Annotated in this window: 17 protein-coding genes and 2 pseudogenes; 6 read left to right on the top strand and 13 right to left on the bottom strand. The window is 51.5% G+C overall.

Annotated elements, in window-relative coordinates; genetic code table 11:
* Window positions 1-349: 349 nt before the first annotated feature.
* The 11 genes from virA to GGQ73_RS16870 form a co-directional block, all read right to left on the bottom strand.
* Window positions 350-2,839 carry a two-component system sensor kinase VirA gene (gene virA, locus GGQ73_RS16920; RefSeq protein WP_012478065.1) on the bottom strand — a complete coding sequence of 830 codons (2,490 nt, stop codon included), beginning with the start codon at window positions 2,837-2,839 and terminating at the stop codon, window positions 350-352.
* A gap of 456 nt (window positions 2,840-3,295) precedes the next feature.
* Window positions 3,296-3,562 (bottom strand): hypothetical protein, encoded by a 267-nt coding sequence (locus GGQ73_RS16915; RefSeq protein ID WP_174066250.1) that lies wholly within the window; start codon window positions 3,560-3,562, stop codon window positions 3,296-3,298.
* Between the two features lie 102 nt (window positions 3,563-3,664).
* Window positions 3,665-3,802, bottom strand: a complete 138-nt coding sequence (locus tag GGQ73_RS23180) for a transposase (protein WP_080728825.1) — start codon at window positions 3,800-3,802, stop codon at window positions 3,665-3,667.
* 351 nt (window positions 3,803-4,153) lie between these two features.
* Window positions 4,154-4,591: a VirK family protein gene (locus GGQ73_RS16905; RefSeq protein WP_012478064.1), complete on the bottom strand. Its 438-nt coding sequence runs from the start codon at window positions 4,589-4,591 to the stop codon at window positions 4,154-4,156.
* A gap of 236 nt (window positions 4,592-4,827) precedes the next feature.
* Window positions 4,828-6,003, bottom strand: a complete 1,176-nt coding sequence (locus GGQ73_RS16900; protein ID WP_065657570.1) for a cytochrome P450 — start codon at window positions 6,001-6,003, stop codon at window positions 4,828-4,830.
* Window positions 6,004-6,071: 68 nt separating this feature from the next.
* On the bottom strand, window positions 6,072-7,340 hold the full coding sequence (locus GGQ73_RS16895; RefSeq protein WP_012478062.1) for a cytochrome P450: 1,269 nt from the start codon (window positions 7,338-7,340) through the stop codon (window positions 6,072-6,074).
* Between the two features lie 365 nt (window positions 7,341-7,705).
* On the bottom strand, window positions 7,706-9,571 hold the full coding sequence (locus GGQ73_RS16890) for a zeta toxin family protein (protein WP_173994894.1): 1,866 nt from the start codon (window positions 9,569-9,571) through the stop codon (window positions 7,706-7,708).
* Entirely contained in the window at window positions 9,561-9,905 is a 345-nt protein-coding gene (locus GGQ73_RS16885) for a hypothetical protein (protein ID WP_012478054.1), read from the bottom strand. Before GGQ73_RS16885 ends, GGQ73_RS16890 begins: the two co-directional genes overlap by 11 nt.
* Window positions 9,906-10,531: 626 nt before the next feature.
* Window positions 10,532-10,867, bottom strand: a complete 336-nt coding sequence (locus GGQ73_RS16880) for a hypothetical protein (RefSeq protein WP_174018771.1) — start codon at window positions 10,865-10,867, stop codon at window positions 10,532-10,534.
* A gap of 18 nt (window positions 10,868-10,885) precedes the next feature.
* A complete protein-coding gene (locus tag GGQ73_RS16875) occupies window positions 10,886-11,344 on the bottom strand; it encodes a hypothetical protein (protein ID WP_012478052.1) in 459 nt (152 codons plus the stop codon).
* Entirely contained in the window at window positions 11,341-12,219 is an 879-nt protein-coding gene (locus GGQ73_RS16870) for a hypothetical protein (RefSeq protein ID WP_012478051.1), read from the bottom strand. The genes GGQ73_RS16875 and GGQ73_RS16870 overlap by 4 nt, the downstream gene beginning before the upstream one ends.
* A 1,280-nt stretch (window positions 12,220-13,499) precedes the next feature.
* Here GGQ73_RS16870 and GGQ73_RS23020 point away from each other — a divergent pair.
* Window positions 13,500-14,669, top strand: a complete 1,170-nt coding sequence (locus GGQ73_RS23020; RefSeq protein ID WP_234900485.1) for a phospholipase D-like domain-containing protein — start codon at window positions 13,500-13,502, stop codon at window positions 14,667-14,669.
* Window positions 14,670-15,057: 388 nt separating this feature from the next.
* Here GGQ73_RS23020 and GGQ73_RS16860 read toward each other — a convergent pair.
* Window positions 15,058-15,257 (bottom strand): annotated as a pseudogene (locus GGQ73_RS16860) (IS66 family transposase); the annotation flags it as partial.
* Window positions 15,258-15,506: 249 nt separating this feature from the next.
* Here GGQ73_RS16860 and GGQ73_RS16855 point away from each other — a divergent pair.
* On the top strand, window positions 15,507-15,737 hold the full coding sequence (locus GGQ73_RS16855) for a hypothetical protein (protein ID WP_035258433.1): 231 nt from the start codon (window positions 15,507-15,509) through the stop codon (window positions 15,735-15,737).
* A gap of 165 nt (window positions 15,738-15,902) precedes the next feature.
* Here GGQ73_RS16855 and GGQ73_RS23015 read toward each other — a convergent pair.
* A pseudogene (locus tag GGQ73_RS23015) lies at window positions 15,903-16,100 on the bottom strand (carboxymuconolactone decarboxylase family protein); the annotation flags it as partial.
* A 219-nt stretch (window positions 16,101-16,319) separates the two neighbouring features.
* Between GGQ73_RS23015 and GGQ73_RS16845 the strand changes: the two are divergent.
* The 4 genes from GGQ73_RS16845 (at window position 16,320) to GGQ73_RS16830 (ending at window position 23,172) form a co-directional block, all read left to right on the top strand.
* Window positions 16,320-17,750 carry a phosphorylase family protein gene (locus GGQ73_RS16845; RefSeq protein WP_012478047.1) on the top strand — a complete coding sequence of 477 codons (1,431 nt, stop codon included), beginning with the start codon at window positions 16,320-16,322 and terminating at the stop codon, window positions 17,748-17,750.
* Between the two features lie 271 nt (window positions 17,751-18,021).
* Complete coding sequence (locus GGQ73_RS16840) at window positions 18,022-21,489, top strand: hypothetical protein (protein ID WP_172691042.1); 3,468 nt, start codon at window positions 18,022-18,024, stop codon at window positions 21,487-21,489.
* The gene (locus tag GGQ73_RS16835) at window positions 21,482-21,958 is read left to right on the top strand and encodes a response regulator (protein WP_012478045.1); all 477 of its coding nucleotides are present in this window, start codon (window positions 21,482-21,484) and stop codon (window positions 21,956-21,958) included. Before GGQ73_RS16840 ends, GGQ73_RS16835 begins: the two co-directional genes overlap by 8 nt.
* Window positions 21,959-21,960: 2 nt before the next feature.
* Window positions 21,961-23,172, top strand: coding sequence for a 5'-methylthioadenosine/S-adenosylhomocysteine nucleosidase family protein (locus GGQ73_RS16830; protein ID WP_012478044.1), 1,212 nt, complete (start codon window positions 21,961-21,963; stop codon window positions 23,170-23,172).
* The last annotated feature ends 73 nt before the right edge of the window (window positions 23,173-23,245 follow it).

Here is a 23,245-nt window from a genome sequence, read left to right as displayed (position 1 = left end):
TGGCTCTCGTGTTCGATCAACGACGAGGTAATCTCTGTCCACGCTTACGACACCGTGCCCAATTCCCGCGTCGGCATTTGGCAGCAATCTGACCTGTACAATAGCCGACGTCCACCCCGATTTTTGACCGCACCGGTTCAGGCCTACTTCAATCTGCTGGCACCAATGATGGTGGTGTCATAGTTGGTGCGCAAATCCTTTCAACCAAACGACCGGACCTGATCGGACAAATCAAGCCGCCTCGCCCGGCTTGATCCATTGAACCTATGCCGTTCGATCTTTCATGTAGTTCCCCTGTCGCGCTCCACCGAACCGAAATCTGATTGCCCAGTCCTGATACGTCGCAACTCTACGTCTTGATTTTGGTTAGGATTGCATGCGCCATAGTTCTGGACGATATCGGCTTCGGCAGATAAAGGTCCCTGGTCGCATTCTCCCTTGAAAGGGGCATTTTGAGATCATTTCCGCCAATGATGATGGAGGCGGTCTTGAGCACTAAATCCACGGAATTAGGACTTTGATCTTCAGGAAGAGACGCTTGGTCGACCATGACCAGATCGGCTTCATTGCCTTTTGAAATCCAATCGCGAATTTCACTAAAGGTACGAAAACCGACCGGCTCATATCCCAGAGCGGCGATCTTGTCTTCATACGCCTCCCGCAGGAGGTCATCGGGCTCAACAAGTGCCACAATCTCCCCGTTTCCACGCGGTGCCTTATTGCGGCCGAAAAAGCTGTCGGGATTGACGGGCTCCTTAGAAGACGGAGGGAGATAAATGTCAAAGCGCGTCCCATGCCCAACAGTTGAACTAACGTCGATGTAACCTGCAAACGCGCTGATATGACCATGCACAGAAGCAAGGCCGAGACCCGTTCCACCGTTGCGAGCACGTGTCGTAAAGAAGGGTTCAAAAATGTAGGGTAGCACAGCCTCTGAAATGCCTCCACCATTGTCGCTGACAGATAGTAGAACATAGTCGCCAGGTGGCATAACACCATGCGCCAGAATTTTCTTAGCTGGTAAATAAGCTTGGCCGACGAAGATGTCGATTTGACCATTTGCAGTCATGGCTTGGGAAGCATTCTTGCAGAGGTTAATTAGTACCTGTTGAAGTTCAAGCGGGCTTCCTTCGATCACGCTCTGCATTTGATCAAATCTGAAACTAAGCTCGATGGTTGGGGGAAGAGCCATACGTAGCAAGGGAGCGATTTCGGTCACAAGCTCTGAGACACTAAATGGCTTGATCACGCGCTCTTGTTTTCGGCTCAGCGTCAAGATCTGATCGATAATGAGCATGGCTCTGTCGCCTGACGAAATGATATAGTCAATGTATCTTCGGGTGACAGATGTTCGAGACACCGAGTTTTGCGCCAATTCTGCGTGCCCGAGGATTGACCCCAAAATGTTATTAAATTCATGTGCTATTCCGCCGGCAAGTGTACCAACTGCCTCAAGGCGTTGCGCATGCTCCAATCGTCTGGCCAAAACGTCGCATTCGGTCTGCTTACGCCGAACATCGATATAGTGACAGAGGCAGGCGGTGGCGAGTTCAAGAAGCTGAATTTCGCCTTGGCAAGGTCGAGGGCGATAGCTTTGGTAACCCAGTGAACAAACCGCAATTAGTTTATCTGTGGATTTGTGAGCCAGTAGTATCGAAAGACCTGGAATTTCGGGAGGCAAATGTACGATTTTTTGCGTCGATACGATGCGGAATACCGTCGCCCGTTCGTTCGCTTTGGTACGAGAGACTATTTCGCGTAGCACCCTGTCGTCCCACACGGGTTTTGGGTGCTTCGCACCGAATGTTTCGACAGCCCACCTACGGTCATGGTCCACTAGAGCTAACGCGCACGTATCGGCATCAAAGAAGCGCTGAATAATACCAAGTGCAGCTTGCGCGGACGACGTAGTGGCCGCCTCACCTTCAAAACATACTCCGATCTCTTTGATTAGCTCTTCGTAATCTAAACGCCGCGCTAACCAATCGGTTTTTTTGCGTAGCCTATAGACTAAGGTGATGATGTACAGGCAAAGACCCACTGAAGCGGACCCAAGAAAGATACGTGCGCTCCGCTCCTCCACATTTTTCAAGCTATAGACCTCCAAACACTCACGCTGCAACATTTCCGCAATTTCTGCGGTGTCAGACGTCTGAATCATGTTCACCAGATCGTTCACCTGTGGCAAAAGCGATAAGATAATGGGACCTTCACGCGAAAGTATGCGCACGGGAGCTTCATCGAGACCGCGTTGTTTTTGGAGCCTCTCTAGTTCAAGGCTGATCTCGAATGAAATAGCCGGGCTTGGTTGCCGAAGAAATTGGAGCATCATGCTAGCCAATTCTGTTGGTTTTTCTAAAGTCTGATCGCTTGAGGCCTTTCCTGGAAGATTGCTTAAAGCACGAGTGAAACTGGCCAGCGAATCTTGCAGGCGGACATTTTGCGCACCAAAGGCGGCGACCGCCGCGTCAGCCGAATTTAGAGACACTTCTAGCCGGCGTAGCAGTTGAGCAGCATTGCTCTCACTTACAATATGAGATTGCCTAAATAATTGCTTCAAATCTTCCAGATTCTTCCGCAGAGCTCCCAGCCTGGAGATAATGGGGCGGTAGTTCGCCACGGTGCCCGTGTGAGCGCGGAGTACATCGCGCTGCAGTGAGGCGCTGTCAGCGTTAATCGATCGTATTTGGCTAAGGATTGCCTGGGTAGTCCCATTGTCCTGCCAGGACGCAACCGCCATGAACGCGAAAATCATTGCGGCAACGATAAGGGCTAATATAGACCAAGGCTTCGCGCCTGTCTTAAAATCCTGCCGCGTCGGTGAATACCTTCCGTTCATCGCACTTACTTCCTCGTGCCAACGCTTGTTCCACGCCAATGGCGTTAGGCTGCACGAGAGGATTTGTAAATGGCTTTGAAAGCGGGAATATCTATTCAATTTGTTTCAAGTGAAACAGAGAAGAATTGAACACACAAGCGGCTGATGGGACGTCGATGAAACGCGACGTTGTTATTCGTGCCGTAAGGCGATGGAGTCGACTTTGCAAGGTCAGGCAAAGATCCGGCCGTAAATGGGGCGTCAGAGGTGCGGCTAAAGAACTATCGCGCGTGCGCTTTTTCACGAACGCGATACTTGTCTGTGGCTGAAAAACCAGGCTCATAACGCATTTTGCAGAGGTTGCCGCCGCCAAATCTCGGATGACTTCCAAGGGTCTCGGTAACATCCTCGCCAAGCTATGACAGTTTGGCGGATTCGCAGCAGGCACAGTTCGTAGGGGTGGCGATAACGACACGCTCACGCGACAGATGAACCGGGAAGAGTTTGCGTGATGGGCGCTTGCGCTCGAAAGCTTTGACGGCTGTAGGAGATCGTCGCGAAACGATATCCGTATGCAGTATGTCGGTCGTTGGCCGCCACGACCGTATAATACGAACAGTGCCCACACCTCGGGTCAGGCATCAGTGCTTTCTGCAAGATCAACGACAGACCGGGGAAGCCTTTGCGCATGTCGGTGGAGCCCGTTGCCTGCCAGACCTTCACACCAGCAGGGACCATGATCATCGCAGCCCCAGCACGCAATCGAGAATACGGCCAAGTGCTTCCGTGTCGATGTTGCTATCCACGCGGACACGTCGGTCCCGACCCAACTTGATTATTACATCGCTATGCTTCCGACTGACTGACATTGATACCGTCCGCGCAGGCAATCTCAGAGATAACTGCGCCCGGCTCAAAGCAGGCAGCGACGAGGCGCTCTTTGTCTTCGCGTGGCCAGCGCCGGCGGCATTTAACAGACGTGATGACTTAAATCCTATGCTTCGTCGTAGGACTATCCCTGATGCTACCACCAGGACGAATCGACATTCATCGCAGCCAGATCACTGCAGGAACGATATATACGAAGCCTTCGAAGTAAGTGGTTCTGCGGTCGTGCTTCGTTGCGAATCGCTAAACTTCTATCTCACCAAACTCGCTCGTTTGGGTGGCAACCTTGCTAGAACTTCAGATCCTCCTCCGGGAAATACGGTCGTCTGGCGTGGACTCAGCCGGCTGACAGATATTCGCCTCAGAACCGAAATGGCAGCGACGCTCAAATGTGGGTAATTGCAAGCGTCACCTTGGGCTTGCATCGGATCAGATTGGACGCAAAAATCACTGTGGAGTACGAAAACTCAACCCGTGGTCGATCGCGCACTTGTAGGCCAAGCTGGTACCTTTTCGCTCATATGTTGGCATGTTGAATGTAACCATCGTGAAATCGGCGTCACCGTTTGACCGAATCTGATAACGAATAAATTGAGTTATGGGTTTACCGTCACGGTCAATGGTGAAGTGCTGATCTGCAAACGCAAGGGTGCCGTCAGTTGTTATTCGATACGCATCTATGCGCATGCCTCCTTGCGTTTTCGTCGCCGGAGTATCGGCCACCCCGGGAGCACACAAACTTAAATCAACCGTGACGTTCACCGGCTTTCCGGCAGTGAGCGCTAGTTCAATTTCAGACAACGTCCCTAATGTATGAATATTGTCGGCTGCATAAACCGGCGCAGCCAAAAATACGCCGACAAGGATTGTACTGATACGTTTCATAAGCGACTCCTTTTTGAGTGAATCCGAAAGCACCACATTCCGCAACTATTGAACCGCAGCGGTATCGGTCGGCAGCAAAAGCAAAATACGGGAGATATACGCGACGTAGACAATGGACTTCAACCGAGGTTCGACAATTGATTTGAGATATAGTAAGCGTGCGCATCAAGTAATCGGTGACGCATTTTTATGAGTTGCGCCTTAACGTGATAACTCCTGAGCGAAAGTGGCTTCGATCATCTTAGTGTCACAGGTAGATTAATGGGCCCGCGGAAGCCGAAGCCGCGCCACTGCACTAATTCAGGGTGGGGCAATATCATATCCGGAAATCGATCGAACAGTATGGGCAGCATGATCGCGCCGACGGTTTGCCGCGAGATTTGCGCGCCTGGGCAGTGATGCGGGCCGGAGCCAAAGGACTGATGCGCATTCTTCGGGCGAAAGACATTGAAGCTTTCTCCATCCTCAAAGACATCTTCATCACGATTGGCGGAGGCCTGAATAGTCATCACAATGTCGCCCTTCGGAACGATAAAGCCACGAATTTCCGTGTCCTCCCGCACGAGACGCGAACTCGCTTGAATCGGAGCAACCCAGCGCAGCCCTTCCTCGAAGGCCTGCCCCCAGCATTGCTGTCTCTTGACCTCCTCGAGTTGCTCCGGATTGGTCAGCAATCCATAGAGGATCGTGCCGAGAGCGTCACGAGGCTCGTTGACCCCTCCGCCGATGGCGATCTTGATGTTGGCATAGATCTGGCTTAGGGGTATAGGATCAGGTGCATTCAACATGATCGCAAAAGCCGAGGGGTTCGGCGCGGATCGGTGTTTTTCGACCAAGTCGTTGAAGAGGCAGTTCATCTCCGTATTGGCCTCGTCCGATCGCTCAAAGAGCTCGGGTCGCCATCCGAAGTTGCCGGCTCCGTCAATAAGCCGTTGCGACCAGCGGATCATCTCGACATCTGATGCCTCACAAATTCCTAGAATATGTGCCAGTATGCGAGCAGCAACCGGACCACAGATCTCTGCAAAAAGATCCACGGTGTCTCCGCGCGGAAGGCGATCTAGATACTCGTTCACGATGTCACGATAGATCGGCACCCAATGCTCCGCGATCGCTTTGGGTGCGAATGCTCTAGTCATGGCCATTCGTTCCCGAGCGTGTTCAACTCCATCCTTACGCATCAAAGTATGAGCCTGAAGCGCCGGCTTCATCGGCGTGTTGGGATCATCAGAACTAAAGCGTGAAGGATCATCCTTCACCATCTTAGTATCGCAGGCCTTCGTTAGAAACGTCCGTCTGACCGAGGCGACGTGTACCACCGGGTTTTGCACGCGCATTCTGCGATAAATCGGATAGGGATCGAGTGTTAGGTCATCGATGGTCGTCACGTCGTCCACTGGCGCACATGGCATTGGAAATCTCCAAGTGATGCTTGATATTGATACGCGCCTCTCTTCCACCCGAGCGGCGCGGATTGACTTCACCGGTCGACGCTCAATTTGACCGTCATGCCGGTGGCGCGCCGGATGCCTCCGTGACCCATCATCCGTGGCCAGTCACCTACCACCGTAAGATTCGGCGCGCGGCGCAAAAGTGTTCCAAGTCCTTCTTGCAATTCAATCCGAGCCAACGTCTCGCCGAGGCAACGATGAACTCCCGCGCCAAACCCGAGGTGCCAACGCATTTGTTGACGCCCAACATCAAAAAGATGAGGGTTCTCGTAGTGTTTTTCGTCTCGCAGGCCAGACATGACACTGAGCGCGAGGAGGCTTCCCTTTGGCAACACGTATCCATCCAGATCGATATCCTCGAGGGCCAACCGCGGAAAAGAGCCAACTGGCGGCTCGAATCGGAGCCCTTCCTCCACGGCGGCTGCGACATAGGATTGATTGCCAGTTAAAGAAGACCAGAGCGCGGGATTTTGGAGCACAAGAGCCGTCACCATAACCATTGCAGTGCGCGTTGTATCGCTCCCAGCGAGTATGATAAGCATGAGTTGCATGATCTCCTCAATGGGCGAAAGCGTTCCGGCTTCCCGTACCGCCTTCAAGTAGCGCGAGAGAAAATCATCCCTCATCCGACGGCCACTATCCGCGATCACGCCCCGAACGTAATCCTGAAGCTCGATAGCGGAAGCTTCAATCTCCTCGAATTCCTCATCTCGCCACGACGGGCTCAAGCAGCGGGAAACCTTATAAACAAGTCGTGTGAAAAACGGCGTGTCCTCAGACGGCAAGCCAAGGACACTTGCGATCGTCAGCGCAGGCAATTGCGACGCGTACATTTCAGTAAAATTGAAATCGTCAACTTTTTGTAGTTCGTCCCACAAACGCTCCGTTATCTTCGCAATCTCCGGGCGTAACGCTTCAACCATGCGGAATGAGAACGCCTTTGAAAGGCCTGAGCGCCGCTTCCCATGCGTTTCACCGTTCGAAAACAACATGCTGTGACCTATAAAGTCAAAAACGGCACCAGCTTTGACGCCTCGATTCAGCATGAGCTCAGTTTCTATTTGCCGGGTGCGTGGATCGGTGCCCAGCAGAAAGATATGGTCTGCGCGGAGAACGAGAAAGACGCCATCTTCTCTCCGAAGAAACGGGCGCTTCGGTCGCCATTCTGCAAAAATACTGTGACCTTCAGAATCAAGTCTGCTTATAGGAACGGCGTCGGGATCGATTTCATTTGACTTCGCGACATTTAGAAACTTCTGGTCGGCCATAGAGACATCGGAAGAGCTGTTCGCAATCATTGCAATATACCTTCACCAAAGACGACGCGAGAGACGACGTAAATGGCAATAAGACTTAAAGGCTTAGCCTATGCGACTGCTCTCGCCCCACGGTAGCAACAAAAAATAGTCTTACACATTAGAATCGGGTTTCATCTGTAACGAACGAATCAAATCGTCATTGCCGAGCTATCGGTGACGCGTCACCATCGCGCACCTCATTGGCGGTATTTACTATGGCGATCAAAAATTTTCTGCGACGGGCATAGATCGGCGGAAGCACGATGTCGACTTGTCGGACGTATCGCACTGAACACTGATAGCTTTCATGATCGGCGTCCCGAATCCGGAGTTTCATCCGACAAAACCGGCCGGTGCACTTTTGATCAAACTCTTCCAGAGGAATGTTCGCGAGTTCGTTGCTCCAACTCCGATGCTTCTCTGGCACGAGCTCGATTGACAGCTTGTTGACGCTGCAGTCCCAGTTGAACTATCGCTTCTGGTGGAAGCAATAGTTCGGTGTTTCCAGCCAAACGCTGACAAAGCTCGCTGAAAGTCCCATTTTCATTTCTGACTAAAATTCTATCGGCAGAAATAGTCGTTGGTATCCGGCGTCCGTTGTCCAACAAAGGGAATTTCTCGCCGGCGATAAAGGTTGCACCATTTCCCGCGTCAACCAAAACTATAGGCAGTTTACCAGTCTTCGTGGACGCGAGACTATGGGGTAGCTGACCCTCGTTCATTGTCTTGGTGAAGAGATTATGCTGCTCCGATCCCAGGCGCGTTTTTAACGAGCTAGATGTTTCGTAGCCAGTGCCGTCTTCCGTGCGGATCAATACATTCAACTTACGCCGGTCACGAGTGATGTTTGGAAATCTGACTCGATCGAAGACCATCCGATTATACTGTTCGATTGGTCTATAGACGTGCTTTGAGACCTCAACGAGAAACTTAGGACGCCGATACTTGACAGACTGTGCCTGCTGTTCAGAGATATTGACGACGTCAGCACTCGGCACCACGCCTCGTGGGTTTGTGCTGATGTTCAATCGCTTGGTTGTAGAACTCTCCCCAGCAGTGCGAGCGTAAAATGTCGAAACATCGCGAGAACGTACATCGCCTTCGTCATTCGATTTTCCGACGGCGGATTCAAACCGTGCCGTGATCGCCTCCTGAAGAGAATGATGGACAGACGTTATCCTTTCGCAAAACAGCTCTTCAAACGCATCTTCTCGGAATTCACCGTTCTTACTCTTGCGATTAACCACAAAAGAAATGTCGCGCTTTAAATTCCATGAAAACTTGTTCGAAAACTCTCGCATATATTCGGGACGTGTTTCGAACGAACTGAGATCACTGTGTTCTCTCAGCCTTGTTGCGATGTCACTTTGATATGAAGCGATTGGCAGGCGGGCGGAATCTGGATGTTGGGCGAATGCGACGCTTCGACAGAGCCTCTCCCAAACGCTGTTAACCCAGTGCTGCTGTCTCTCGTCCAGCGGGCGATTTCGATGATCCATCAATGCCCTTAACGCGCCTGGCTCCCGGCCCCAAATCGATTCTCCGTTATTTGCTAGAGCTTGTTCATTGTCGTAACACGTTTCACCGTCCCTGCGTACAATTGCAATTCTATCAAATGTTTTGTAATTTTCGACCTCGAGCGCTACACGTGGCCAAATTGAATAATAATGATCGTGAGTTTCGACATCTGGCAATACGGTTGAGGCAATAAACGAGTTCGCCAGTGCCCTTTCAAAGCGATCGTGAATAGCTGTAAAGCTCGTTATCCTGTCCGTCGCGATAATATTTAGTTCTGTTCTGTATCCATTGGAGCGCGCCTTATCTAAGAGCGACGCGTAATGATTTGGCGGATAGCAAGACTCCAGTATAATATTATATCTATTAGTGATACTGCGATCAAATAATTGATGATACCATTCTGTCACTGCCGTCGAATTCGCTCGCTCTAACGCATGCGAGCCCTGCAGAAGGGCTGCATTGTTACCAGGAATGTATGCATTAAGATCATCAGCTATTATTCGCTGGGTGCTTTCACCGCCCGTTCTACTCTTGATTTGGCGAACTAAGGTGCTCTTTCCGGCACCCTGCTGGCCGCATACAACGGTGAAAGTTGGCTTTGCAACAGACGGCCCCCGCGCACCGATTGCCGGAATGATCTGGGTCTCGAAAATGTCGTGCTTATCTTGTAACGAGAGGGAAAGCGCTCGAGCAACTCCTGGATCATCTCTCATTGACGCGTAAATCCTCAAATTTGACGAGCCACGGATCAACGAACATTCTTACGAAGTGATTTAGCTCATCGATCAGGTTCACTGCCTTTATTGCGTTACCATCAAGTCGTTCCAATCGCTGTGAAAATTCGATGCGTTTAGTATCCGCTAAGGTGTATTGTGCCCCGAGCTCCTCAAAATGCTCATAGCCGCTATATCTGAAGGTGATCAGCCGTGAAGTGAGTGCCCCCACGAGATCATGAGCGTCGTTTATGATCTCAAACGCTGGCTTATCCCGGTAGTGTTTTGGAAGCCCCAGTTCTACGCCTAGTCGGCAGTCAAGATCCGGAAACATGATTTCTTCCTCGTTAAAAGTCGATCGGCGAAAGATACGGCCGCAATGAGAACCTTTGATTGCGACCAAGATTTTTACGTTACATTTGCAGTATACGCGGCTATATTCTGCACCATACTGCAGGCTATTCCCAGTACGACGGCGATCTCGCGGGTGCTCGCCCCGTTTCCGGCAAACCGAAGCATTTGTCTTAATTGTCTCATGGTCAGCCTTCTCATTGCACGCATCAAAATGTCCTCATTCGTCCGGAGGTAATTGATGCCAAGTTGCTGACCAAGGGGTATCATCGGTGCCGGAAATTGGTCGGCTTCAAATCGGAATGGTGGCCGGTCTTCTGTCGGATTGAGGGCCGGTTTCACGCCGGAATCCGCAGTCCAGCGGATTTGATGGCGAGGTTGTTCACTATCCTATGCCGTGACTGCTTTTCCATGGTCAGCGATAAAGCGCTGGAGACCGGATTTTTCCCGCCGGCCGATAACCAGACCGTGTGATGGATAGGGCTGTCCGAAATCATCGCGCCATAGCCATTCAGGATGTGCGTTCATCAAATTGCGGATGGTGGGATTGATCCGTCGAAGCGGCCATTCTGTTTTCTCGGCCAAACTGGGTGAATCATGCTCCGGATTTTATAACATCAGCTTTGCAAGCTTGACGGCATCTGCATCCGTACTCCACCCCATCACCTGAGCATCGAATGTCTCAAAGAGAAGCTGCGTCGCTCGAATATTTCTTGATCCAATAATATCACGCTCATTTATGAAGCCGTTGATCACTAGATCGGAAGTGGTGGCATCCATTTCCTCAACAGACATAACAGGTATGTATTCTGCAGGGTCTTCAATATCGAGGAATTTATCACCAAGCCCCTCTTGGTCGGCATACGCAATCGCCACGAAAACATGCAGCTCTGCATCTGTCAGAGTTTTCGGTCGAGGAGCTAAGATCGCGTGATGCTCGTCCAAACGTACAAACACCTCAAGTCATCTGAGCGCGCCAACGAGCGATGTGAGGCCATCAATCGCATCGCCGAGCTGATTGAGGATTGCCGTACTTGCGATAACCTTTTTATACGCCTTATTCAGCGTCCCCGCCTGGGCGCGAAGTTGTGCGGTAATTGTGTAGCGTGAAGCCGCCTCCTCCATCGCTTTTTTCCTCGCCAGGAAGTAGTGAGACTGCAAGACGCGGATTGAATTGGCAAACTCTGCTTTCTCGCTGTCATTGGACAATGACTTAGTCGCAATCAGAACTTTGATTGAGTCGGCAATAAGGATCGCAAGCCTCGCGGCGTTGACGCCGGCATCAGCCTTCCAGAGCGACGGTTTTAGTTTATCGAACCACTCCTGAATCGCACTTGGCTGTTTAATATCGTCGAGCGGAAACTTCGAGAACATCTCCTGTGCCTCTTGCGCTGCGGCGTCAAACTCTTCACTGGGCGTCATTCTACAGCATCCTTTTTCGTGACTTCGATAAGTGCCGCACTGTCCTTTGCCAATGCGCTGAGGCGCTTTATCGTCAGTCCGATATCGCCCGAACCGGTCGTTAGCGCGTGGTGCGTGTCGTGGATTGACTGAAGGAGATCAGAAATCGGAGTGGCGGCATCGCCTAAAGCGTATCGCGCCTTAACATCTGAGCGTGCATTCATGTAGGCTTCGTAGAGGGCTGCTCTGTTGACACGCGGATCCCGTCGCAGGACCGCAAGTTGCTGGTCGCGAAGCCCGGCATAGGCTGTAGCTTGAACCCACAGATCCGTTTGAAGGGGGCCAAGGTCATTTTTGAGAAGATCGACTAGGTTTTTTACCACAGGATCCGTCTTACGAACGACATCCAGCACCTGCCTAACGTAAGTGTCTGAGACCGCAGACGCGGCCGCGCGGCCCACAACTTTGATCGCTGGCGCGACCATCGGCGAGCCGCCCATCGCGGTGGCCAAAGCCGCCACCGAATTCGTCAGCTTTTCAGCCGACGCCTCAAGTTGATCGACAGTTCCCTGATCGGCGGCTTTGCCGACCGCGTTGGCATAGTTTTGCAGATCGCTAATCGCCGCAAGGCGTATTTGAAGCTGATCCGCATCCAGTCTGTTAGTCAGCTTTGACTGTGGCAACTCTACAAGAGCATATCTGCCGCCGCGAATATATTGTATCGCCTGCAGTTGCTCGTCCTGGTCTGTGGCCACCTGATTGCTTGCTGAGACGGCGGCAGCAACCGTTTTCGCACTGCTCGATGTGGCGGCGGCAAAACCATCCAGGTCGCTTTTGCTTGGTAGAACAGCGCAACCAGCGCAAATTGACGTCAGCGTAACAAGTAGTATTCGCATTTTTTATTTCCCCCTGGCACCATAATGAAGTGTTAATCAAATAACTCTCGGTTGCAAGGAAGAATTTTACGTTTCTTATTCTTATACGCGTCGATAAAGGAATGCTTGTCCGCGTCAACCACCGAAGCGGTATGGTCAGTACAAGTCTTGATGGGAGCCCGAAACCGTAATATTTCGATCAAGCACTTTGGCTTCACCGGGTCAGTCAGTTCGTATCCCAATCTCTACGCCCCGGTGAATGGCTTCGTGGAGTTCGGACCACAGGCTCGGGTATGGAGAAGAAATTCCTTGAGATCGACCTCGCTGCTTTCAAGAGGGGCGAAATCCCGAGGGGGCTAGCGCCAACCTGGTCGCGGCGGTGGACGAAACCCTAAGACGGCGGTTCTCCCTCGAGCATCGAAGGGCGAGCCATCCGCCCCTGCTTCGATTGAGACGACCTTCGCTCTCGATCAGCTGGTTGTTGGATCGCCCGAGCACATCGAGCGCTTCGAACGCATCGTGCGGGCTGCGGTTTTGGACATCTTCGTACTGTCGACGTTCATCGTCAGCCAGTCAGATGAAAGAGGAAGAGTGCACCGGGCGCGCATATACACGGCGCTGGAAGACGCATATCGGGGTGGCGTGCGGTGCCATTTATTTTTTGGCACTTCCCTGGATAAAGCGAGGCACGCATTGGCGCTGGAGGAACTTCATGAGAGACTTTGGGCAGTAAGACTTAGCCGCGGCTTCCTCCTGGTCCATCGCGACAGCGTTGGAAGTCATGCAAAATCCCTTGCTGCCGACGACGTATAGGGTGGAACAGTCGTTGTGATTGGATCATGCAACTGTTTGTCCTCACCCTTCTCCGCCGTGGAGGTTTCAATCGAACTCCGCGACCGATGGCCGTCGCGGCTGGCCTAGACATCCTCAAAGGGATAGCGGTTTCCCTCGCCAGCGCGAGCCGATCGGTGGAAATTCTTCAATTCCTTGCATCTGAAGCCAGACGGGTAAGACCCCGCTGACCACCGGGTCTGATCAGGCACCAACAACCAAGGCACGGTTGACTGTGCTCCACGCGCAAGACCATGGACCACTTCTGCGAAAGGCAGCCCACAGCGCAAATGAAAGCTTTGTCTGCATCACGAACAGAATGGGCGCCAACGTCGTCCCTGGATTATTGAACCCGGCCGAGGTCGCAGGAGGTCGACTGAAGGACGTCCGGATTTATTATTCACGACAATCCGGTCCAACGAAGCGCAAGCACATGGCCGCTCACCGTAAAAGGCTGGAGGGAACCGTAGATGTCATATCTGCGCGCGAACCACAGGTTCATGCTAAGGTTTCTCATATGGGACTCCAACGACGTGGTCGTCAGTACGATGAATTGGGGGTCCCAATCCGGGTCTGAAGACGATCCGCTGGATGAGGTGGGGCTGTACCTGGAGGCACCCGGCATCGCGACCTACTTGCTGGGACTTTTCGACGAAAACCTGAAGAAGGTTCTGGATGGGGTTGAGCCCGTCGGTAGCGGAGAACTCCCCCAGAGAATGGGAATGGGTGACTTTAACTGCGTAGCCGATGACGCGTCGTGGACGATCCAGCCTACCCTCGGATATTCCGGTCACAGTCGCGGTTGCGCCTTCGATGTGTGCAATTGTTCAAACGCATATTGGGCCCTGATTAACCACTTCGGGCTAACTGTGGTTTCGCGAAGTCGTTCAAGTCGGGAAGTCATGATACCAGCACCCTCCTTTAGCTCACATCCTTTCGTCGTTGTCAGTACAGGGCTCGATTTTCAGACCTTGGTTGAACACGGCTACCGAGCCCCAATTGCTTTTCGCACGAAAGATCACCTTCGCAACTGGGCAAAAGACCACCAGCTCACGGAGCTCTCAACGCGCTTCAAAAGAGCGAAGGATTTTGAGAGGGAGCGGGTTCTGGTTTTACGAGGACAGGTTCAAACACCAGCTGGTTATTTGAGCTATTCTCAAATTTGGGCTCACATTGACTTTCACAGCTATCGTGCGGCGTGTCAGCGCTATGTCGAAATGACTTACGGCACAGGAGTGAACTTGTCGAAGCACGATGTCGACCACGCTGTGTCCAGCAAACACCTTCGGAAGTATTGGCCACAGGCTTGGGTAAATGTCCTCTACGCGGAGAGCGGGATCAATCGCTCAATTGGAGCGCTGATGGAGAAATCACTTCCGCCCCCTCCAGGTGACGAAATTTTATTCAATCTTGAGTGTCTTCTAAAACTTTTTTATAAAAAGTCGCGTGAAAAAATGACGCTTGGCGATGTCAGGAAATATTATCGATCAGCTTGTAGCGCATTCATTGTTGAAGCCGATGTTGGAGACGACGCAACATTGCTCAACGCAATCCTCGCGAGGACTGTCCTAAATACTATCGCTAGTGAATATGTCTGCGGTTTCGCAGCCTTTGATGACGTCTTCGTTGTCGCGGTTTAGGAGCTTCCTCTGGTGCCATCTGAGGACTGATCATGGTGGTATTTACCGGTGCGAAGCGGAAAAACAAAGAACCTCTCAGTCGATCAGCTAGTCAACGCTGGGGTCGCCGCTGACCGCCTCGTCCGGCGTGCGGCCGGAATCGCAAAGCGTCGAGCGACGAGTAGTTGGATGAGAAGGCCGCAGCCGCTTTGTCCGGTCTGGCGCCCGATGAGCCGTCAATCCGGACGATGGAGCGGACGGGCATCCATTGCCGGACGAAGGGCCGTCGTCCGGCAGGTGCTCAAAAAGCCACCCCTCGCCGCATGCCGCCTGAACGCCGTCCTCAAGTCCAAATAAGACCATCTTAATGCCGCCGGTAAAGCACCCGAGGTCGCCATCACAGTTATTAGGCGAGCCATGCCTTCGCTTCTACGTCGTTCAGCCGGGGGGCATGATCAGGGTGAGCATGATCGCAGCGCGATCTGCGCCGTGGTCGGAACCGGCGAAGAGCTAGACTTTTCTTTCCCAAGCTGCCCCTCGTAGCGCTCTTTCCGTGACCTCGTTCGACATGCAGATCCTCCCGTCGTCGACATAGCGCACAAAGTTTGCCTAAGTGGCTGGTTCTTCTTGCGGCTTGAACGCGATGGCAATCGTGGGCGCCTGGGGGTTCACGCAATGGGCGGACCAGTTACCAAACAATCCTTTCCTCGCCGTTGGATGGTGGGTTACGTGCGCGACGGCAGCTATTCTCGGCTCCTTGGCCATTGCGGTGTTACTAACGCTGTCCCATAAAGTCCATTGAGCGGACGTTGCCTGTCTGGAGGAACTGACGACAGCATTGCTGGGGATTGAGGAAGCATGGAAATCTACTGCCGCGGGACGGCTCGGATCAGACATAGCGCGACTGGCGAAATCCACGAGATCGAAAGCGACGAGCTTGATTGGGACGCCGTTGGGGGCGATGAGCGACAGATGGGATCGGAAATCCACTATGAGGCCGTCATCGATCACCCGGAGCTAGGGGAGCTGACTTGGGGTCTAACCCACATGCCGATATACGAATGCTTCTGCGGCTGGGTCGGGGTGTGAGATTGAAAGGGCATCGTGTCCTCTGCCTTAATGATAGGGGGCACCGCATTCAGGCATGTGGCGGTGGGGATGATGATGGCGGCAGTGATCAGCAAGATATTGCTCATGGGCCCCCTCCCTGCCTATCGCCGTCGCAGGACTTACTTCGGGGCAGTTTGCATGGCTTCGCTCCTCGAAAAGCTGTTGGAGCGCTTGGGAGGCAGCGATCGCTTTTGGGAATCCCGCCGGCACGGTCACGACTTAAATGATTTCCTTAAGTTCGTCCTCTGACACGCCGATGTTGAGCGCATAGCCGGCATGAACCCTCATGAACGCTGTTTCACCAATGGCAGCGAAGGCCGCTACCGCGGCAAGTTGGCGTGTCCAAGGTCACCCAAAGGGCCGGGTGGGTGCACTCCACCCTCCAATAGAATTTGATATCGGTTGCATCCAGGTTCGCCAACGTGGTGAACTCGACGAAGAGGTTGGTAATGTTTTGATACTATGAGACTTCGCGTCACAACCATGCATGATCGTGCATATCCGGGGGCGTGGCACGTCATTCAAATCTTAGCAACAGATTTTAGGGTCGAGAAATAGCGCATGAGTGAAAGACGAACTTCATCTTCAGCCATCAAGCGACTTTTCGCCCTAAGTGGCGGTAGGTGCGCGTTCCCAGGTTGTCACACCGACCTGATGCCGGATTCGGGTGGCACGATTGCTGAAGTTGCGCATATCGAAGCCCACTCCCCTGGCGGGCCGCGTTTCAATCCCGCTCAAGAGTCCGAAGATCGGCAAAGTCTCGACAATCTCCTTCTCCTTTGCCCCAGCCATCATGCACTAATTGACCGCGACACGTCGACGTACACCGCGGCCGTTCTCAAAGGTATGAAGATTCAGCACGAGGCTTACATTCACCAGCGCATCGCCGGTTCATTTCCGCTAAACCACCTCGAACCCATAGCGGCGACCCAACTCGCGAGGCAAGTCGATGCATCGGCTGCAGACTTTGCAATCGTGACCGCCCTACCTCAGGAACTTGCAGCCGTACTTGAGTACTTTCCCACTCTTCAGAAAGTGATTATCGGCGAGTCGCGGACTTACTATCAAGGCATTGTTGTCGCTCATGACGGAACGACGAAATATCGCGTTGTTGTGGCCCTTCTTCAGAGAATGGGCAATGTCCAAGCCGCCGCGGAGACTGCAGAGCTAATTCGGCATTGGATGCCAAGATATGTCGTTATGTGCGGAATCGCAGGCGGTTTGCACCCCGGTAAACAGCGCCTCGGCGATGTCGTCATCAGCACAGACGTTGTATATTACGAACTTGGGAAGGTCCGAGAAAACGGACTCGAGCGTAGACCGGTCTCCTACATGTCTGACCCCCTGCTAATCGACAGGGCTATGCACATGCACTTGGGAAGCGCTTGGCGAGCCCGACTGCCGCAGAGACCTGACAACTGTGCCTCGAGTGCGACGGTGCCTGCAGTCCACTTTGCGCCAGTCGCATCGGGTGATAAAGTCATAGCATCAGAGGCCGACGTAAAAAGCCTCATTTTGCTTCATCCCAAGCTTGCCGCCGTTGAAATGGAGGGTGGAGGTGTCGCAGCCAGCGCTATGGCAGCCGCTCGCCGAATCGGCTTCTTTATGGTGCGCTCGATTTGCGATTTTGCAGACGACAGCAAAAACGATAACTGGCAAAAATATGCGGCTCATGCGGCTGCGAGCTTCCTCAGCGATTTTCTCTCGACACGGCCTGTCGCACCGACCGAGGGTCCATGGGCACCAAGCACACTCAAGGACGACGGAATCGATCCTAAATGGGTGCGCGAAGTGTTCTTTCCAAAGATGTGCAAAACCATGAATATGGAAGAGCTCTGCAATTTTTGCTTCGTACTACAGGTGGATACCGATGATCTCACAGGTTCGAATAAAACGGCGAAGATAAGAGACCTTCTCCTCCGTGCAGAACGCCGCGGTCGACTTCAGGAGATTGTGAAGGCGTACGAAGAGTTCGTGAAAGAGGAGTGGTAGAACAACGTACCGCTAGCGCGATCTGTGGCCTTCTCGGCCACGGCGGTCAGCCAAAACACACGCTTCTGGCTTTCCGCTGCATCTTCCACGCGGAACTGAGCCGGTAAGGTAGATAAGGCTCAATTCCGCACGGAGACCAACACCTATGGCAAACGACTGCACAGATCGTATAGCCCCTAGTAGCGAAGAATTGGTGGATGGTTACAATCACTGCTTGCGCCTACCTATCACCGGTGATTTTATAGCGCAACAATACTTGTAGGATGTGGAATTGCTGGCGAAGATGGCTGAAACAAACAACAATGGTTTAATGCAATCCTATCTGCAGCAACAACATAAATTACGAGGGATAATCTCACAATTTAAGTCAAAAGAATTCGTTGAACAGAGGCGCTTTTCGCCAAGTTTACGTTTCAGGCAAGCGCTCAACGAACTTTATATAAGCTCGAAGATAAAATTGACTCACAGCCAGTACGCAGGCTTTATCGCTTGGGCTAACGAGATGTTAGCTAGCCAACTCTCTGAATTAGATAGAATTCCTATCCGCTATGACAATTTAAGCGGGGTCATTCCGAAAGAAGCGGTCGACCTAAGTACAGAGCTGCGGTGGATTACTGCGCGGTTGCACGGAGAAAAAGAGAAGATTTCAAGGTTCCTGTTTCTCAAAGAGGCCGTAGAAGGTGCAGCGATCGGAGGAGACTACACAACAGCGCTTAATCTACTTGAAATTATTTTTGATACTTACGGTGCGACCATGTGGTCCGTGCAATTGCGAATTGCACTTGAGCAAGTTGTAGGTGGCTTGGAACAACAGAAAAAGTATGCTGCGCAAGTGCGATCGATCTATAAGCAGGGATTACTTGCATATGTAACCTATCACACGAGCGTTCGAAATGAGGAAAGGACGACAATCTCAAAATACTTTGATGAGATTGAGCGGCGGATCTCAAACCACGCATACTACGATGACGCTACTCAGACCTATATGCGTTATCGGCTAAAAAACGAACTTCCTGCTACTGATGCCGGTATCGCTGACGTTTTACGAACTGAGCAGAGTCATGGCATTATTGACATTTACGAAACATTCATCGCGGTGCTACAAGAACTCGTAAAGTGGGAAGGACGCGACGAGCTTCATCAGATTCTGATTGAGTGCGTAAGTAATCTAGGTGTTTCAGATTATCGGCTACAAAAAATTCAGTCAATTTTTGTTCCCCAGGACATCAACACCCTTCTACCTCGCAGCCAAAAAATTTCTGATTTTCTTTTTTCGGGATCAGGTGTGCAAGCCTTTAGGGCAGCCCGGAAGAGCTTACCAAGCGATCCTTGGCAGGTAATATATGCAGGTTTCGCGCATGCCAGTTCACAACGCCCTCCCCGTAGTTCACTGAACCCAAAGACCTTGCACAGGTGGCTTGCTGCTGCCTTAGCTGCATCAGAGCAATCAAATGATTATGCCGCACAAGCAGCAAAGCTATGCATTAATTTTCGAGGGCTCTCTTTCATGGTTGGCGTCGGCGAGTACTTAGCACAACTCCGCCGCGACAAGCCTGACAGTGCCTGGAAACATTGGGTGATAGGTTTGAATAGCCCAACTCATGGTATTGAGGATCTTGTAAATCCAAAGATTACCGGATTGGCTGCGTTTCCCGAAACTCCTACTAAAAAATTCTGGTCCATTTGCCTAACTGGTCAGAGTGCTATTGAACTCGACAGCCCGAGTTTAGTCCTTGGCCGATCACTCTATCAGCTGGCGCATGCCAATCCTGAAAGCGCCTGTGAAATATTGGCTGGCGTAGAAGATCCGCCACTTGCTATTCGCGCGCTATGTCAACTTGCCCGCCTCCACGCGCTGCATGCATTTGGTTTTCGACATAAGAAGATCGAGCTTATCGCGTCTGAAAGTGTTAAAAATTTATCTTGCTTCAACTTATTCCCAGTTGCCGAAAGCCTTCGTGACTGCGCTTGGGAGGATTTCAAATCCGTTGAATCTCCATTAGCCGCTCCGATCGCGCTTCACTTGCTTTGGTCTCGAACTGAGGAGAGCCAAACGGCATCGCAATTGCGGTTCGCCACGGGTCTGGCACTTCGTAAGCTCGGAGTGAACAGACCCAGTGCGCTCCTAGATCGCGCCGATCTACTTGATGATCGAGAGCTTGTGTACTTTTTAAAACATGTATGTGTTCCAGAAATACTTGATGTCACCAGGTTGTTTTCAAGCTCGAAGGAAGTTTTAGAGGAACGACGCAACATCTTCTTAGCGCTTAGTGATCTACGGCCCGAAAGCGCTGACGACTACACAGCTGAAGCGATGTTGATCTCGCATAATCTGATGGTTGATGAAGGTCGTTGGATAGTTGATCGAACCAGAATACATGTTGAGGATGAAGCATTCGTTCGGTGGGCGTCACGTGAACTACAAGAAGATTACGAGCGATATCGCGACCTCGAGCCGGTTAGTGTTGACGCCCCGCAAACGTTCGATGACGTCCTGCGGGAGTTGGACGGGGCCGCGTTGAGCCGACATTCATTCTCGCCGGACAACGAAGCAGACGCAGTTTTGATGAGCGTCATCCGCCGCGCAGGGGATGAATTCCTGACAAATGCAACTTTTGGGCTCGATTTCTACCTAGCAAAAAATGTTAGACATCATTCATTTATCGGATTGATAAGGGGACCACTCGAAGTCAGTGGGCTGATAACTACTCGAGAGACTGAAACCAGCGAGTATCATCCTAACAGGTATTGGTTAGAGTCATTTAAAACGTTAGAGACTGCAGACCGCACACGGATGGAGCTGGCTTTTCGAAATTTTTCCGCTCACTTCGATGACATTTTGCTCGACGCGAAAGATAGATTTTTCCATGTGAGGACAGCGGAGTATCCTTCAGGAATGCTCGCCATTCCTTACAGTGATGCACTTTATTCCGTTGTAAGGGTTTGGCTCACCCTTGACCTCGACATCACCACGTTTTTCCGTTTCCTAATTACTGTTTTTTGGATATCGCTGGAGCAATCACTTCAAGCTGTCAGACAGCTAATCTCTGTTGTTCTGAAAGGCGCTCTCGTTGCAGAGTTCGATAAATTGCGCTCTTCTGTTAAAGAAATAGCAGAGTTTGACCCTGGATTTCTCGAATTTGACGCAGAAGCTGGAAAAAGATCTGCCGAAGTTCAAGGAAAGCTTGATGAGGCCTCGCAGTGGTTTGTGCACACTGGAGCCTTGGCTAGTCAGCACCTTTTTACACTCGAGCAAATACTGGAAGTTGGTCTCGAGGCGACCCTTACTACTCAAAGGGGATACTCGCCGCGTATTAACAAGTCAACAACCGGAAGTCTGTCCCTGGACGCCGCAAACTTAGTTTTTGTCCATGACGTCCTGTTCGTCGGACTAGGTAATACCAAGAAGCACTCTGGCTTGCCCTCACCTAAAATAGATATAGCAGCAAAGTGGAGCGATGAGGCTCACACGCTGTCGATTGAGATTATTAGTGATTGTAAAGCGAGCGTGCGGCCAGAGAAAGCGAAGCGAGCCGCGGAGGTCCGACAGATGGTCTCCGGCGGAACTTACTCACGTCAAACTCGAAAGGACGATGGAAGTGGATTTGCGAAACTCGCGGCAATTGTAACTCAGTCAGACCGGGGCAGGATCGAATTTGGTTTTGGGAATGATGGACGCTTCCGCCTAGAGGTAACTTACGCCGTGGTGTTACAAACAAAAGATAGCGCGAATGGTTAAGAAACCAACAATTTTGCTTGTTGAGGATGAGGCTCCAAAACGTGATCACATTGTGAGACTTCTCCATGAACTTAATCCTCAACTCGCTATCGTAACGGCACGATCAGTTAACTCGGCTCTAGATGTGGTGGAAACAACTGAAGTCGACTTAATGCTTCTCGATATGTCCCTTCCAACCTTCGATGCTGGTGACCGTGAAAGCGGTGGAAGGCCGCAAGGCTTTGGAGGCGCCGAGATTTTGAGAATGATGCAGATGGCGGAGCTATCGTGTCCTGTAGTTATCATTACGGGTTATGAGGGTTTTGCAAAAGACGGAGGCCTGACAGTTGATCTCGACCAACTACGGCGTGAGTGGATAGCCGAGTTCGAAGGGATTGTCAGCTCTGTGTTGCATTACAACTCAACCTACGATGAATGGAAGACAACGCTTTCTAGCACACTTCAGAAACTCGGCCTGAGAGAGGACTAGATATGCAGATCCTAATCGTCGATGACCAGCCTAAGCGCTACGATATTTTTATCGCGGAACTTAAAGCAATGGGTATAGATCGTGGCTCAGTGGATATTGTAACTTCGTGCAATGACGCAAGAGCTCGATTGATGGGTCAAGAATATGACTTACTACTGTTAGATATCCTGGTTCCCCTTCATCCGGAAGATTCGGAAAATCCTCAAAACGCCATTGATCTTCTTTTTGAGATTCGACAAAACGACTTAACGTCTAAAGCCCCATATATTCTTGGTATTACAGCGGATAGAGCCGCTGCGGGATCAGCTCTTGCACAATTTGAAGACTGGTGTTGGACAGTCTTAAATTACTCTCGCTCCACCGACGAATGGATGCATCGCGCCCTCAACTGCGTGACATTCATTCGTGGACGAGGCAAAAAGCCAGAGAATTCTAACCTCGGAACGGAGGTCGTCATTATATGTGCTTTGGAAGACCCTGAACTCTCGGAAGTACTGAAACTTCCGTGGAATTGGCAGACATCTCGTCCGCTAGACGACACCATATTCATTCACGATGGAAAATTCGTGGTTGACGACAAGAGCTACAATGTATGTGCCGTATGTCTTCCCCGTATGGGCATGGTGGCGAGCGCTATAGCGGCAAACACACTAATTAGTACTCTAAGACCAAAACTTATCGCTATGACAGGCATCTGCGCTGGGGTGCGCGGAAAAGTGAAGTTGGGAGACGTTCTTTTTGCAGATCCTGCATGGGATTTCCAAAGCGGTAAGTGGGACGGCGAGACAGGGCGCTTTTTGTTTCGACCTCACCATATTCCAGCTCCGGCGAAAGTTCGGAACCATATTCTGCAGCTTCGGGGAGACAGTTCTGCACTTGAGGCAATCAGGCTCGAGTTTGAAGGTACGAAACCGGACACGAGCCGGATAGTGCTCGGTCCGCTTGCTTCTGGGTCCGCAGTGCTATCCGATGGAAGAATTATTCAAGGCGTCAAAGGACAGCATCAAGAATTAATTGGAGTTGAGATGGAAATTTATGGAATCTATGCGGCCGCCCACGCCGCTTCCTCACCACAACCAACCTTTCTTGCAGTCAAAGGTGTCTGTGATTTCGCTGATCCAGATAAGGCTGATGGTTATCAACGGTATGCAGCTTACTCAAGTGCACAAGTTCTCCGTCTGTTGTTAGAGCGTTACGGAAATCGTTTGATTTGAGTGTACTTGTTTCAATACTGCGTAGCTGGATAATTTTCCCTTTCGAATCGCGTGCAGAGTCCATACAGCGCAC

Source organism: Rhizobium skierniewicense, from assembly GCF_014196515.1.
Taxonomy (GTDB): domain Bacteria; phylum Pseudomonadota; class Alphaproteobacteria; order Rhizobiales; family Rhizobiaceae; genus Agrobacterium; species Agrobacterium skierniewicense.
This window is presented reverse-complemented; position numbering and strand designations above follow the sequence as displayed.

Bases quoted from the DNA above. Each gene is read 5' to 3' on its own strand.
- GGQ73_RS16895 (WP_012478062.1), bottom strand. From the start codon at position 7,340: ATGATTGCGAACAGCTCTTCCGATGTCTCTATGGCCGACCAGAAGTTT.
- GGQ73_RS16900 (WP_065657570.1), bottom strand. From the start codon at position 6,003: ATGCCATGTGCGCCAGTGGACGACGTGACGACCATCGATGACCTAACA.
- GGQ73_RS16875 (WP_012478052.1), bottom strand. From the start codon at position 11,344: ATGACGCCCAGTGAAGAGTTTGACGCCGCAGCGCAAGAGGCACAGGAG.
- GGQ73_RS16845 (WP_012478047.1), top strand. From the start codon at position 16,320: ATGAGTGAAAGACGAACTTCATCTTCAGCCATCAAGCGACTTTTCGCC.
- GGQ73_RS16915 (WP_174066250.1), bottom strand. From the start codon at position 3,562: ATGATCATGGTCCCTGCTGGTGTGAAGGTCTGGCAGGCAACGGGCTCC.
- GGQ73_RS16870 (WP_012478051.1), bottom strand. From the start codon at position 12,219: ATGCGAATACTACTTGTTACGCTGACGTCAATTTGCGCTGGTTGCGCT.
- virA (WP_012478065.1), bottom strand. From the start codon at position 2,839: ATGAACGGAAGGTATTCACCGACGCGGCAGGATTTTAAGACAGGCGCG.
- GGQ73_RS16855 (WP_035258433.1), top strand. From the start codon at position 15,507: ATGGAAATCTACTGCCGCGGGACGGCTCGGATCAGACATAGCGCGACT.
- GGQ73_RS16885 (WP_012478054.1), bottom strand. From the start codon at position 9,905: ATGTTTCCGGATCTTGACTGCCGACTAGGCGTAGAACTGGGGCTTCCA.
- GGQ73_RS23020 (WP_234900485.1), top strand. From the start codon at position 13,500: ATGTCATATCTGCGCGCGAACCACAGGTTCATGCTAAGGTTTCTCATA.
- GGQ73_RS16905 (WP_012478064.1), bottom strand. From the start codon at position 4,591: ATGAAACGTATCAGTACAATCCTTGTCGGCGTATTTTTGGCTGCGCCG.
- GGQ73_RS16890 (WP_173994894.1), bottom strand. From the start codon at position 9,571: ATGAGAGATGATCCAGGAGTTGCTCGAGCGCTTTCCCTCTCGTTACAA.
- GGQ73_RS16830 (WP_012478044.1), top strand. From the start codon at position 21,961: ATGCAGATCCTAATCGTCGATGACCAGCCTAAGCGCTACGATATTTTT.
- GGQ73_RS16835 (WP_012478045.1), top strand. From the start codon at position 21,482: ATGGTTAAGAAACCAACAATTTTGCTTGTTGAGGATGAGGCTCCAAAA.